Annotated in this window: 15 protein-coding genes and 1 pseudogene; 7 read left to right on the forward strand and 9 right to left on the reverse strand. The window is 59.9% G+C overall.

Annotated elements, in window-relative coordinates; all coding sequences use genetic code 11:
- Positions 1 to 3 precede the first annotated feature (3 nt).
- The 5 genes from ada to HX817_RS05910 form a co-directional block, all read right to left on the reverse strand.
- Positions 4 to 1,068, reverse strand: coding sequence for a bifunctional DNA-binding transcriptional regulator/O6-methylguanine-DNA methyltransferase Ada (gene ada, locus HX817_RS05890; RefSeq protein WP_008432501.1), 1,065 nt, complete (start codon positions 1,066 to 1,068; stop codon positions 4 to 6).
- Positions 1,069 to 1,144: 76 nt separating this feature from the next.
- The gene (alkB, locus tag HX817_RS05895; protein ID WP_177039942.1) at positions 1,145 to 1,825 is read right to left on the reverse strand and encodes a DNA oxidative demethylase AlkB; all 681 of its coding nucleotides are present in this window, start codon (positions 1,823 to 1,825) and stop codon (positions 1,145 to 1,147) included.
- A complete protein-coding gene (locus HX817_RS05900; RefSeq protein WP_008432503.1) occupies positions 1,815 to 2,531 on the reverse strand; it encodes a 2OG-Fe(II) oxygenase in 717 nt (238 codons plus the stop codon). The genes alkB and HX817_RS05900 overlap by 11 nt, the downstream gene beginning before the upstream one ends.
- An 82-nt stretch (positions 2,532 to 2,613) precedes the next feature.
- Positions 2,614 to 2,778, reverse strand: coding sequence for a hypothetical protein (locus HX817_RS05905; protein ID WP_166742130.1), 165 nt, complete (start codon positions 2,776 to 2,778; stop codon positions 2,614 to 2,616).
- Between the two features lie 11 nt (positions 2,779 to 2,789).
- Positions 2,790 to 3,092, reverse strand: a complete 303-nt coding sequence (locus tag HX817_RS05910; RefSeq protein ID WP_003212586.1) for a DUF1883 domain-containing protein — start codon at positions 3,090 to 3,092, stop codon at positions 2,790 to 2,792.
- Positions 3,093 to 3,304: 212 nt separating this feature from the next.
- Here HX817_RS05910 and HX817_RS05915 point away from each other — a divergent pair, with 212 nt between their 5' ends.
- The 4 genes and pseudogenes from HX817_RS05915 (at position 3,305) to HX817_RS05930 (ending at position 5,716) form a co-directional block, all read left to right on the forward strand.
- Positions 3,305 to 3,655 (forward strand): hypothetical protein, encoded by a 351-nt coding sequence (locus HX817_RS05915; protein ID WP_003212585.1) that lies wholly within the window; start codon positions 3,305 to 3,307, stop codon positions 3,653 to 3,655.
- Between the two features lie 195 nt (positions 3,656 to 3,850).
- Positions 3,851 to 4,502: pseudogene (locus tag HX817_RS05920) on the forward strand (cytochrome c).
- Positions 4,499 to 5,422, forward strand: a complete 924-nt coding sequence (locus HX817_RS05925; RefSeq protein WP_003212583.1) for a c-type cytochrome — start codon at positions 4,499 to 4,501, stop codon at positions 5,420 to 5,422. Before HX817_RS05920 ends, HX817_RS05925 begins: the two are co-directional and overlap by 4 nt.
- Before the next feature lie 63 nt (positions 5,423 to 5,485).
- Complete coding sequence (locus tag HX817_RS05930) at positions 5,486 to 5,716, forward strand: hypothetical protein (protein WP_003212582.1); 231 nt, start codon at positions 5,486 to 5,488, stop codon at positions 5,714 to 5,716.
- Here HX817_RS05930 and HX817_RS05935 read toward each other — a convergent pair whose 3' ends face one another.
- Positions 5,717 to 6,001, reverse strand: a complete 285-nt coding sequence (locus HX817_RS05935; protein WP_003212581.1) for a hypothetical protein — start codon at positions 5,999 to 6,001, stop codon at positions 5,717 to 5,719. It lies immediately after the preceding gene.
- A gap of 144 nt (positions 6,002 to 6,145) precedes the next feature.
- Positions 6,146 to 6,331: a hypothetical protein gene (locus HX817_RS05940; RefSeq protein ID WP_003212580.1), complete on the reverse strand. Its 186-nt coding sequence runs from the start codon at positions 6,329 to 6,331 to the stop codon at positions 6,146 to 6,148.
- A 307-nt stretch (positions 6,332 to 6,638) separates the two neighbouring features.
- Between HX817_RS05940 and galU the strand changes: the two genes are divergently transcribed.
- On the forward strand, positions 6,639 to 7,478 hold the full coding sequence (gene galU, locus HX817_RS05945; RefSeq protein WP_003212579.1) for a UTP--glucose-1-phosphate uridylyltransferase GalU: 840 nt from the start codon (positions 6,639 to 6,641) through the stop codon (positions 7,476 to 7,478).
- A 55-nt stretch (positions 7,479 to 7,533) separates the two neighbouring features.
- On the opposite strand, the gene HX817_RS05950 is transcribed toward galU, so the two are convergent.
- A complete protein-coding gene (locus HX817_RS05950) occupies positions 7,534 to 8,301 on the reverse strand; it encodes a helix-turn-helix domain-containing protein (protein WP_177039943.1) in 768 nt (255 codons plus the stop codon).
- A 133-nt stretch (positions 8,302 to 8,434) separates the two neighbouring features.
- Between HX817_RS05950 and HX817_RS05955 the strand changes: the two genes are divergently transcribed.
- On the forward strand, positions 8,435 to 10,573 hold the full coding sequence (locus tag HX817_RS05955; RefSeq protein ID WP_134326572.1) for a TonB-dependent siderophore receptor: 2,139 nt from the start codon (positions 8,435 to 8,437) through the stop codon (positions 10,571 to 10,573).
- Between the two features lie 56 nt (positions 10,574 to 10,629).
- The gene (gene gorA / locus HX817_RS05960; RefSeq protein ID WP_102369015.1) at positions 10,630 to 11,988 is read left to right on the forward strand and encodes a glutathione-disulfide reductase; all 1,359 of its coding nucleotides are present in this window, start codon (positions 10,630 to 10,632) and stop codon (positions 11,986 to 11,988) included.
- Here the strand turns inward: gorA and HX817_RS05965 are convergent, their stop codons facing one another.
- Positions 11,989 to 12,996 (reverse strand): DNA-binding protein, encoded by a 1,008-nt coding sequence (locus HX817_RS05965; protein ID WP_177039944.1) that lies wholly within the window; start codon positions 12,994 to 12,996, stop codon positions 11,989 to 11,991.
- Positions 12,997 to 13,098 lie beyond the last annotated feature (102 nt).

Below are 13,098 nucleotides of genomic sequence, written 5' to 3' on the forward strand. Positions count from 1 at the left end.
TCCTCAGGATTCTGCCGGGCTTTCGCGCTCCAGCAACTGCCGCTTGCGCTCGACACCCCAGCGGTAGCCCGACAGATTGCCGTCGGCGCGCACCACGCGATGGCAGGGAATCGCCACCGCCAGGCTGTTGGCACCACACGCCTGGGCCACGGCGCGATAGGCGGTCGGCGCGCCGATGCGCTGGGCGATCTCGGCGTAGCTGGCGGTGCACCCCACCGGGATTTCCCGCAAGGCTTGCCACACGCGTTCCTGAAACGCAGTGCCGCGCAAGTCCAGGGGCAAGTCCAGGCCCAGGGCCGGCGCTTCGATGAAGCCCACCACCTGGGCGATCAATTGTTCAAAGTCGTGATCGGCACCCAGCAGATTGGCGCGGGGAAACTGGTCCTGCAGGTCGCGCACCAGTTTGTCCGGGTCATCCCCCAGCAGGATCGCGCACACACCGCGATTGCTCTGGGCCACCAGAATGGCGCCCAACGAGCATTGGCCAACGGCAAAGCGAATATCCGTGTTGGTGCCGCCGGCTTTGTAGTCGCGGGGCTTCATGCCGAGCAATTGGTCGGCAGCCTCATAAAAGCGGCTGTTGGAATTGAAGCCGGCGTCGTACAGCGCATCGGTCACCGAGTGCTGGTCCTTGAGGCCGTCGCGCACCTTGCGCGAGCGATGAGCGCTGCCGTAACGCTTTGGCGTCAGGCCGGTCACGGCCTTGAACACCCGATGAAAATGGAACGGGCTCAAGCCGGCGAGGGCGGCCAGATCTTCAAGGGGCGGCAGGGTTTCGGCCTGTTCGATGTGCCGACAGGCCGCTGCCACCAGTTGCGCATGGCGTGCGGCCACCTGGGTCTGGTCCCCCGACGCGCGCTTGTTGGGCCGGTAGCCCGCTGCTTCAGCCTGTTGCGGGGTGTCGAAGAACTCGACGTTCTCCGGGCGCGGGCGCCGTGCGGAACTGCTGGGGCGACAGTACACACCGGTGGTTTTCACACCATAGACGAAGGTCAAGTCGGCCTTGGCGTCACGGGCGACAATCGCGGCCCAGCGGGGGTCTTGTTCGGTGGCGTGGCGCGCGGTCATGGTGGTGGCTCCTGGTTGAAGAATGCCAGGTTAGTCCCGTGGGGCATTCCCATCACTCCGATGCTTGCGGTCAAATTCATCCGGCCGTGCGAAACGTCAGGTTGATGCGCTGCGGCCCCATGACCGGATGCGTGCCGGGCTTGATCGGCATCACGCCGTGAAAGCGCAGGCGGTCCACGCCGCCCCATACCACTACGTCGCCATGGAACAGCGAGACTTTTTGCGTCTTGTCGCTGCGCTCATGGCCGCCGAACAGGAAGATCGCCGGTAAACCCAATGACACCGAGACCACCGGGGCGGCATAGCGACGCTCGTTCTTGTCCTGGTGCAGGGACATTTTCGCGCCTGGCACATAGCGGTTGATCAGACAGGCATCCGGCTCGAAATCGTCGAAACCTGCATCTGCTGCGGCCATCATGGCCAGTTCGCGCAATGCGGCCGGCAGGGCTGGCCAGGGTTGTTGGTTATTCGGGTCAATCGGGGAGTAGCGATAACCGGTGGAGTCGGTCGTCCAGCCCAATTCACCGCAACTGCTTAACGCCGCCGACATGGTAAAACCACCGGGCGTGACCATTTGCCGGAAGGGCGACTGAGCCAATACCTGTCGCAGCTCCGGTAGCAAACGCTCGAGCCAGGGCAGGGCATAGCCCCTGAGGACGTAGGATTGTTCACCGATTTGCTCGCGCCCCGGGGGCTGTTGCAGCGCCTCATCGGCGAACAAATCGGCGGTTGATCCGGGAAGGGTCTTACTGCGCATCGTGAAAAATCACTCCCAAGGTATGCCGGGTACCACTGTGCAGAACACTGACCCCATGGCGCAAGGTCACCCGATGAAACCCCCTCACACTCGGCATGGGTCGCTGATTGACCGCGAAGATTACCGCGTCACCCTGGTTAAGAGGGACGACCTGAGCCCGGGATTGCATTCTTGGCCGCTGCTCCGTCAGCACCAACTCCCCGCCACGAAAGTCCTCTCCCGGCTGCGACAACAGGATGGCTACTTGTAGGGGAAACACATGTTCCCCGTACAGATCCTGATGCAGGCAGTTGTAGTCGCCTGGGCCGTATTGCAGCAATAACGGGGTAGGGCGTTGCTGCCCGGCAGCGTGGCAGCGGGCAATGAAGTCGGCATGGTGCGCCGGATAGGTGATCGGCAGGTTCATCTGTTCGTTCCAGCGATTGGCCTGGGGCGCCAGGAACCCATACAGCTGTTCACGCAGCGCGCAGATCGGCGCTGGCAGCGGGTAGCGGAAATATTTGTATTCGCCCCGGCCAAAGCCGTGCCTGGCCATCATCACATGGGAGCGAAACAGTTCGGGTCGGGGGTAGTGGCCGCTCAGTTCAGCGCATTCCTGCTGATCCAGCAGGGCCGGAATCAGTGCGTTACCCTGTTCATCGAGGGCTTGCTCGATGGCGGCCCAGTCCAGCTTGGCCAGGCGTTCATGCAGTGGAGTGGAAGGCATCGACAAGTTCCTGTGGCAGCGCATTAGGGCTGCCAGTCTAGAAAGTCGTCAGGGTCAGAACACTCCGATGCTTGCGCTCGAATTACAGCGCCTTGCTCACATTGATGTCGGTAATCTCATCGCTGGCATCGTGGATTTTCGCCAGGGCTTCCTTGGCTTCCTCCACGCTGCCTGCTTGCAGTTGGGCGAACTCGAAGCGGCGCTCACCGTTGAGTTTGTACTTGATCACATATTTGGTGGTAGTCACGGGCATTCCTGTCAGCTCAGTTTCGAATTGGTGCGGCGCACAATGCGGATCTTGTGGGACAAGGTCGGCTTTTTGGTCACGCTGATGGCGCGGCGGGTCACGACGTCCAGGGTGATGTTCCAGAACCCGGTGCTGGGCGCAGTGATTTTTGCCGGGAACTTGTCGAACGCGCCGCCGTGGTAAGTATGGCGGCCGCCGTTCTTGAAGCTGCGAAAGTTGGCATCGCTCATCAGGCGGATGTTGCAGGTTTGCGAGCATTCAATGACGACAATATCTCCTTCATTGAGGTGCTCACGCTGGTGGATGAATTTCATAAGGTGTCTCCAGAAGGGCTTTTTCTGAAAAATCAGAACGATACGTAGGTTAAGATGGAGTTTATCAGCCCCAGCACGTTTATTATCGGACCGTCGTCGACGACTTCGACAATTTAAAACAGTTATTTACCGAGTTATCAGGGATAAATCCTACGTGGGCGGGAGAAAAATACCTTCTTCGCTGTCGTAGGGTCTTTATCGGAGGTTTTTATATGAAGTGGAGTGTGTTGGTTCTGGCCCTGGCGTTGGGTGGATGTGCTTCGGTGGCGGATATCAAGCAGACCCCACCAACGCTGGCAGTGATCTCCGGGAAAAAACCACAGGAATACGCGGCGTGCGTTGTCCAGAAATTGTCTAAAACCCGCAGGCCTTCGCAGATCGAGCCTCACAAGGATGGTGTTCAAGTTATCGTACCGCAGAAGTTTTCTGCCGACCCGTCGGCCATTTTTGAAATTGAAGAGCGCTCCAGCGGGAGCAGTATCAAGCTCTACGAGAGCATGTCCAATGTGCCTATTCGTCCAGGTGACGTGAAGGCTGCGGGGGAAGCGTGCATTTCCGGCTGAGTCTTTAGCCGCCCACCTCGAATCCGATCAAGAAGCCCGACCCTGCTGCCGCAGCGTCGGGCTTTTTTGTGCGCGAGGTTCAGTACACCGTCCATTTGCTCGCGGATGAGTGTTGTCGCGACCGGGCCATTGCCCTACCATTTGTAGGCTTATGCCTAATTCGCCTAAGCATATAACTATAAAAATGGAGTCGTGATGATGTCTCTGGAACGAGTTCTGATGGGTAGCGCGTTGTTGCTGATGTTGGGCAATGCCCACGCGCTGGAGGGGAAAAACGTTTATATGCAGGGCGGCTCGCAGCCGGGAGCTGCGCCGTGCGCGGCCTGCCACGGGGCTGATGGCCTGGGGCTGGCAGCCGCGGGTTTTTCCCCGTTTGGCCGGTTTATCGGCGGTGTATTTGCGTAAGCAGCTGCAGGATTTTAAAAGTGGCGCCCGGAACAGCCCGGTGATGCAGCCACTGGCCAACGCCCTGACGGAAGAGGAAGTCAGCGCTGTAACCCGGCAGCTGGCGGCAATGCCTGCGCCCGCACCTGTGCCGGTGCACCGCAGCGAGATGCCTGCTGACGCTGCGCAAAAGATTGCCCTGCAAGGTGCGTGGGAGCGCCAGATTCCGGCCTGTGTCAGCTGTCATGGCCCGGCCGGCGTGGGCGTCGGCGACGGGTTTCCACCCCTGGCCGGACAATCTGCGGCCTACCTCGCGGCGCAGTTGAACGCCTGGCGCAGCGGCACGCGCCATAACGATCCGAATGATCTGATGGGCCATATCGCCAAATCCCTCAGCGCTGAAGAAGTGCAGGCCGTGGCCACCTATTTTGCCTCGTTGAGCGGCCAGGAGGCCAAGCCATGAAGCGCTTCTTGTTTGCTCCGCTGCTGGGAAGCCTGATCGGCGTACCCGTCCATGCCGCCCCTATTGCCATGGAAGACCAGTCACAGTTGCAGCCAGCCGGCGCTCATGGGGCTGCCGTGCAGTTCCAGCCGCCCAAAGAAAGCGAGCTGCCGGACAACGCCTACGGCAAGCTGGTGAAACAGGGCTACGCGCTGTTTGTCGACACCAAGCGCCTGGCGCCGCAATTTGTCGGCAATGGCCTCAATTGCAGCAATTGCCACCTGGACCAGGGTCGCCTGGCCAATTCGGCGCCGCTGTGGGGTGCCTACCCGATGTACCCGGCGTATCGAAAAAAGAACGACAAGGTCAACACCTTCGCCGAGCGTTTGCAGGGCTGTTTCCAGTTCAGCATGAATGGCGGCACGCCACCGGCTGCAGACAGCCCGGAGATTACCGCGCTGTCGGTATATGCCTACTGGCTGGCGAGCAAGGCTCCCTTGGGCGTCGAACTGCCGGGCCGTGGCTACCCGGACGTGCCGGCACCCGCCAAGGGTTACGACCTGGCCCAGGGCGCAGAGGTCTACAAGGGCCAGTGCGCGGTGTGCCATGGCGCCGAAGGCCAGGGCCAGAAAGTGGGCGACAACTACGTGATGCCGCCGCTCTGGGGTAAAGACTCCTACAACTGGGGCGCCGGGATGCATCGAATCAATACGGCAGCGTCCTTCATCAAGCACAACATGCCCCTGGGCCAGGGCGGCAGCCTGACCGACCAGCAAGCCTGGGACGTGGCGGCCTACGTCAACCGTCACGAGCGTCCTCAGGACCCGCGCCTCGTGGACGGCTCCGTGGAGAAAACCCGGGTGAAGTTCCACGCCAATGACGGCGTCAATCTTTACGGGCAGACGGTCGATGGCGTACTGATCGGGCAAGGCATCCGTTAAACTGTCGATAACCCATGAAAAATGCCGCTGAATCAGCGGCATTGTCTTTTCGGAAACTCAGTCATGAAACGTGAGCAAGTCAGGGAACAGCATGCAGGGGGGCATATTTCTGCGACCCATGTGATTCAAAATCCCGCGGATACGGGCGAGTGGATCGTGTTCTTCAAGAAGAGCGGCGGTCGCAGTTACTTCCTGGTGGATGACCAGGATGAAGTCGAATCCTTCTCCCGCCTGGACGACTTGATCGAGACCATTCGCGGCCTGGGCATCAAGTTCGCCGAAATTCACATGTAATTATTTGCAGACCACCGTCACGCTGCGGGTCTTGTAGTTGCCGACATCCTTGCCCAGGGTCTTGTCGCTTTCTTTCAGGGCCGGTGTGCCTTCGGTGCCGACAATCCGGTAGCCGGTGCCCGCGCAGGACGCATCAGCCTTTTCATAACAGCTGGCCCAGGAGTTGGCTTCGCCGGAGCAGTCGATGGCCAGTCCTTGTTCGCCGTTCTTCAGGACCGTGTCGGAAGTGGTGGTGCAGCCACCGGTAAGCGCCAGTACCGCAATCAGTGCCAGGATCTTGTTCATGTAGGAGTCGTCATCAGGGTGTTGGAGGGGAGCGCTGACACTGTCGTGGGGCGTTACAGGCGAGATTATAGCGAACCGCCATCAACGTACAGACAAACACAAAAAAGCCCCGTCAAACGAGGCTTGATTGGCGTTACCGCGGTGTTACTTGGTTTTCGGACGCTTGCTCGACGCGTGGCCGGCCTCATCCACAAACACTTCGGCCACGGCACAGGCTTGAGCTTCGGTCGCGAATGCGCCGGCAACGCTGTCGCCATGGAAGTTGATCAAGTGCCAGCCGTCCGCTCGCTTGGTGATCAGGTAGCCGTTCACGCCTTTTGGTTCTGACATCTATCAATCTCGTTGTCTGGTTCAAGGGCGTAATGATAGCGCCAAACGGCGTGGGACGGCGCAAGTTGTTGCAGGTCAGTGCCGATCGTCATAAAGCGTGCTAAAAAGGTTGGAGCCCTTTGAATGACGGGCACAAGCCGACGATTTCTAACAGCGGCGAAGGTACTTGATTGAATGCCGGCGGAACTTACGCCGACATTTTTTCTCTATGTTGACATCGCAACGCCAGCAGGACCCATTGTAAGGTGACTGCGGCCTGATTAGACTGCGCCGAATTTCGTACGCACAGCCCTTTGTAAGGACTCATATGATCAAGAAATGCTTGTTCCCAGCAGCCGGTTACGGCACTCGCTTCCTGCCAGCGACCAAGGCCATGCCCAAAGAAATGCTGCCGGTGGTGAACAAGCCACTGATCCAGTATGGCGTGGAAGAAGCACTGGATGCCGGCCTGAACGAAATCTCGATCGTGACCGGCCGTGGCAAACGCGCCCTGGAAGACCACTTCGACATCAGCTACGAGCTGGAAAACCAGATCAAGGGCACCGACAAGGAAAAATACCTGGTCGGCATCCGTAAGCTGCTCGACGAGTGTTCGTTCTCCTACACCCGCCAGACCCAAATGAAAGGCCTGGGGCACGCGATCCTGACCGGTCGTCCGCTGATCGGTGACGAACCGTTCGCCGTGGTACTGGCCGATGACCTTTGTGTAAACCTGGAAGGCGACGGCGTCCTGACCCAGATGGTCAAGCTGTACCAGAAGTACCGTTGCACCATCGTCGCGGTTCAAGAGGTCGATCCTCAGGAAACCAACAAGTACGGCGTGATTGCCGGCGACGATATCGGTGATGGCCTGATCCGCGTACGCGACATGGTTGAAAAGCCAGCGCCGGAAGATGCTCCGTCGAACCTGGCGATCATCGGCCGCTACATCCTGACCCCTGACATCTTCAAGCTGATCGAAGAAACCGAGCCAGGCAAGGGTGGCGAGATCCAGATCACCGATGCCCTGCTGAAGCAGGCAAAAGACGGTTGCGTGATTGCCTACAAGTTCAAGGGTCGTCGTTTTGACTGCGGTGGCGCTGAAGGCTACATCGAAGCGACCAACTTCTGCTACGAGCACTTCTACAAGACTGGCAAGGCTTACTGATTCATCGTTGCCAGCCCGTTGAAAAAGCCTGCGAGTCGAAAGACCGCAGGTTTTTTTATGCCTTGCCCAAATAGCGGCTGGGGGTTTCGCCCAGTACCCGCTTGAACATTGCACCAAACGCATTGCCGTTGGCATAGCCCATGTCCCGTGCAATAGCCCCCAATGGTCGGCCCTGGGCTAACTGGCAAACGGCTTCGGCAATCCGTAGCTGCTGGCGCCATTGGTTGAAGCTCAGCCCGGTTTCATCCCGAAACCGCCGGCGCAGGGTGCGCACGCTGGCGCCGATGGATTCACTCCAGTCTTCCAGGGTGGCCGGGTTCGCCGGGTCTTCCAGAAGCATTTCACACACACTGAGCAGGCGTTTGTCCCGGGGCAATGGCAGGCTGCAGCCTTCGGTTTGAGTTGCGGATATCAACTGGTGCAGCAGCAATGGCGTGAGCAGGGCAGTGTGGGCGTCGGGTGCGAGCATGCCCAGAATCAGCTCCCGCAGCAGCGGCTCTACCCTGATCAATCGGCAGGATTGCCACGCCGTGGGTAATTGATCGCTTTCCACGTACAGTGCGCGCATCGCAACCTCACCGACCATGTGCAATTCATGGTCGACACCCGGCGCAATCCAAAAGCCGTATGCCGGCGGGACGGTCCAGGCGCCCATGCGGGTCAACACCCGGATCACGCCTTGGGTGGCGTGCACCAGTTGGCCATATTCATGGCTGTGCCAAATCTCTCGTGCGCCATCGACATAGTCATGGGCCCGAACCCGCAATTCCTCGCTGGTGCTGCGAGCGGGCGCCCCAAAGCGTTTACGCCAGATGTTGTCCAATCAAGAATGATTCCTGAGATGTAGGTTGGAACGGTCATTAATTGACCCGTGCGCGTAGAAGAATGACCGGATCTTTAACGCGATTCAATATTAAATAAGAACGATTAACAAAAAGACTTTTCAAGGAATCGTCATGTCCGGTGCGTTGTCTTCTCCTCCGTTTTACCTTTCCAGGCTGGCGCTGGTGGTGTTGGCGCTTGCTCCTGTTGTGTGGGCCGATGACGCGCCCATCGTGTTGAAGGACACCGCGGTGACAGCCGCCGAGGCCGAGCCGGCAGACGGCGTGGTGCCAGGCTATGTGGCGCGCAACACCACCGTGGGCACCAAAACCGGCGCGCCGATCGTGGAGACGCCGCAATCGATCTCGGTGGTCAGCCGCCAGCAGATGGATGACCAGGCGGCGCAAACCGTCGACCAGGCATTGCGCTACACACCAGGGGTTTACTCCCAGGATAACGACCTGCGGTTTGACCAGTTGAGCATTCGCGGCTTCGATGCCGACTCCTACCTCGACGGGCTCAAGCTCAATCGCACGACCTGGTTCGCTACGCCTCGGGTCGACCCTTGGTTTCTGGAGCGCATCGACGTGCTGCGCGGGCCAGCTTCCGTGCTGTACGGCCAGAGCGGGCCGGGCGGCCTGGTGGACATGCAGAGCAAGCGGCCGACGGATGAGCCACTGCACGTGTTGCAAATGAGCGTGGGCAATGACAACCGCTATCAGGCCGGCTTCGATTTTGGCGGGCGCCTGGACGAGCAGGGCGATGTGACCTATCGGCTGACCGGGCTGGGCCGCATGGCCGATACCCAGACCGATCACATCAAGGACCAGCGCATCGCCATCGCGCCGGCCATCACCTGGAACATCGACGACGACACCAGCCTGACCCTGCTGGCCAACTATCAATACGACCCGGAAGGTGGGCTGTTCAACCCGGTACCCGCGTATGGCACCGCGCTGCACAACCCGAATGGGCGCTTGCGCCCCGATGATTACCTGGGCGACCCGGACCGCGATCGCTTCAAGCGCAATCAGTTTTCCCTGGGCTACGCGTTCAGCCACCGGTTCAACGACACCTGGAGCTTTCGCCAGCACCTGCGCTATATGCATGATGACGTCGACTACTACCAGACTTCCCTCACCGGGCCGCTGGACGCCAACCTTGCCACCGCGCCGCTGTGGGCCAACGTCAATCATGAGCACCTTGGCCAGTTCGCCCTTGATAACCAGTTGCAGTCCGACTTCAGCACCGGCCCGGTCAAGCACACTGTGCTGATGGGGGCGGACTTCCAGCGGCTGTTGCAGACCATCAACCGGGGCGGTCAGTATTTCCCGAGTGCGATCAATATCTACAACCCCGACTTCAGCGCCTTGCCGAGGGTGCCGGTGTCCATCAACCAATACACCACCCAGAGCCAGTTTGGCGTGTACCTGCAGGACCAGCTCAGCTTCGACCATTGGCGCTGGCTGATCGGTGTGCGGCAAGACTGGGCGCGTACCTACGACAATCAGGACAGCGCGTTGACCGGCGCCAACCTGAGCAACACGCGCCAGCACGACGAGAAACTCACCTGGCGTTCGGGCCTGAGCTACGTGTTTGATAACGGCGTTGCGCCGTATGTCAGCTACAGCGAATCGTTCCAGCCGCAACTGGGCACTGACCGGCTGGGCGCGACATTTGTGCCGACCACCGGCAAGCAGTACGAAGCCGGCGTTAAATACCAGCCTGTGGGCTCCCGCAGCCTGTACAGCGCGGCAGTGTTCGACCTGCGTCAGCAAAACGTCCTGACCACCGACGATGTCGACCCCAATTTTGCCACCCAGAAAGGCGAAATCCGCTCCCGCGGCATCGAACTGGAAGCCCATGCCGAGGTCACCTCGAACCTCAGCCTGATCGGTTTTTACACCTGGATGGACCAGCGCATCCTCAAATCCAATGACGGCGACCAGGGCGAACACCCGACCGGCATCCCGGGCAAGAGTGCCTCGCTGTGGGCGGACTACACCTTCCACGACGGCCCGCTGCAGGGCGTCGGTTTCGCGGCGGGTGCGCGCTACTTCGGGCCGAGCTACGGCAGCGCCGACAACACGCTGGAGGTATCATCGCGCACGCTGTTTGATGCCGCGGCGCACTATGACGTGCAGAACTGGCGCCTGGCCCTCAACGCCAGCAACCTGTTCAACAAGGAATACCTGGCCTACTGCAGCAACGGTTTCCTTTGCTACTGGGGCGCAACCCGTTCGTTGCAGGCCAGCGCGACGTATCGCTGGTAAGGCGCTGACCTCTGGCGCGGCAGCAGGTATGCTGTTGTCCTGCCGAGGAGAGTGAAATGGCCTACGATTTTGACCTTTATGTAATTGGTGCCGGTTCCGGCGGTGTGCGCGCTGCACGATTCGCTGCGGGTTTTGGCGCCAAAGTGGCAGTGGCTGAAAGCCGCTACCTGGGCGGTACCTGCGTGAATGTGGGCTGCGTACCGAAGAAACTGTTGGTATACGGCGCGCATTTCGCCGAAGACTTCGAGCAGGCCAGCGGTTTTGGCTGGTCCCTGGGTGAAGCGAATTTCGATTGGGCGACCCTGATCGCCAACAAGGATCGTGAAATCAACCGCCTCAATGGCATCTACCGCAACCTGCTGGTCAACAGCGGCGTGACCCTGCACGAAGGGCATGCGCGGCTGGTGGACCCGCACCAGGTAGAAATCAACGGCGAGCGTTTTACCGCCAAACACATTCTGGTAGCCACCGGTGGCTGGCCGCAGATCCCGGACATCCCGGGGCGCGAGCACGCCATTGGCTCCAATGAGGCGTTTTTCCTCAAGGAGCTGCCCAAGCGTGTGCTGGTAGTCGGCGGTGGCTATATCGCCGTCGAGTTCGCCGGGATTTTCCATGGCCTGGGCGCACAGACTTCGCTGCTGTATCGCGGCGACCTGTTCCTGCGCGGTTTTGACGGCTCGGTGCGTACGCACTTGAAGGAGGAGCTGACCAAGCGTGGCCTGGACCTGCAGTTCAACGCCGACATCGAGCGTATCGACAAACAGGCCGATGGCAGCCTCAAGGCCACCTTGAAAGATGGCCGCGTGCTGGAAGCCGATTGCGTGTTCTACGCCACTGGCCGACGCCCGATGCTCGATAACCTGGGGCTGGAAAACACTGGCGTCAAGTTGGACAAGCGCGGCTTTGTCGAAGTGGATGAGCTGTACCAGACCGCCGAACCGTCGATCCTGGCGATTGGTGATGTGATCGGCCGCGTGCAACTGACGCCAGTGGCCCTGGCTGAAGGCATGGCCGTGGCACGTCGCTTGTTCAAGCCTGAGCAATATCGTCCGGTGGACTACGCGATGATCCCGACGGCGGTGTTCAGCCTGCCGAATATCGGCACCGTGGGCCTCAGCGAAGAGCAGGCCCGTGAAGACGGGCACAAGGTGCAGGTGTTCGAAAGCCGCTTCCGGCCGATGAAACTGACCCTGACCGACTGCCAGGAAAAGACCCTGATGAAGCTGGTGGTCGACGCCGAGACCGACAAGGTCCTGGGTTGCCACATGGTCGGCCCCGACGCTGGCGAGATCGTGCAGGGCCTGGCGATCGCGCTCAAGGCGGGCGCGACCAAGCAGCATTTCGATGAAACCATCGGCGTGCACCCAACGGCGGCGGAAGAATTCGTCACCATGCGCACGCCAGTGGCGCAATGATCAGCCCTCAATAGTTGCGTCTGGCACCGTCGCAACGACGGCTGCCAGGCGCAGCGCATCAATACTGGCCTGGGCCTTGACCAGGTCCAGTTCCAGGGTTTTGTTGGCCTTCTGATGCTCGGCCAGCGCTTCCTGGCGCGCCTGATTCTCCAGTTGGGCAACCCGCAAGCGCTCCTGCAACAGGGTACGCTCGCTGTCGATCACACTCACTTGCTCGCTCAATTGACGCTGCTGTTCACGGTCCTGGCGAGCCTGTTCCTGCAGTGCGCTCAATTCCTTTACGGTCACTCGATGCTCGATCAGCAGGCGCTCGTTATCGCGGTGCAACTGAGTGATTTCATCCTGGCGCACCATCGCGCTCTGCTGGGCCTGGCGCAGCTCTGCCTGGACCTGCTGCAACTGGCCTTCATGGCGACGCTGTTCCTGCTCACGCTGGTCCTTGATCGCATTGCGGTAATGCTCCAGGGCGTCCCGGGCATGCAGGTGCTTTTCTTCCAGTGAGCGAATCTGCTCGTCCTTGTCGTTGATCCGCAACTCGTAATCGCTGCACGCCTGGCTCAGCCCGGCGTTGCGGGTTTGCTCGGTTTGCAGGCTGGAGCGAGTGCTTTGCAAGGCCGCGCTTTCATCGGCCAGGGCGGCGGACTGGATATCGAACTGCTGCTTGAGCTGGGAGTGGGCCGCTTCCAGCTCCTCAACCTGGGCGAGCAGGGCGGTTTTCTGTTGCTGGAACTGCGCCAGGGCCAGGTCGATAGGCTCCTGGGCCTTCTCCTTCAGGCGCTGGGCCAGTCGCGCCACCAGTTCACCCAGTTCGTCGTCAATGGGCGCTTCGGTGATGGTCTGGCGGGTTTCGCTTTCGTCCAGCTCCTTCAGATAGCGATGAATCGTGGTTTTCGAGCCGGTATTGCCCATCTCGATGCGTACTGCATCGATGCTCGGGTTTTCGCCACGGGCAAGGATTGCCAGGCGTGCCGTTTGAACTACTGCTTTATTGATGCCGCCGCGAGCCATGGAGTCTCCGTCGATTTAGTACTGTGGTACGTAGTATGTATATACGTACTATATCACGATTGTTTTAAAGTCGAAATTGATGATTTATCAGATGGGATATTG

Origin of the sequence: Pseudomonas sp. C6002 (assembly GCF_013385805.1) — a bacterium.
Classification (GTDB): Bacteria; Pseudomonadota; Gammaproteobacteria; order Pseudomonadales; family Pseudomonadaceae; genus Aquipseudomonas.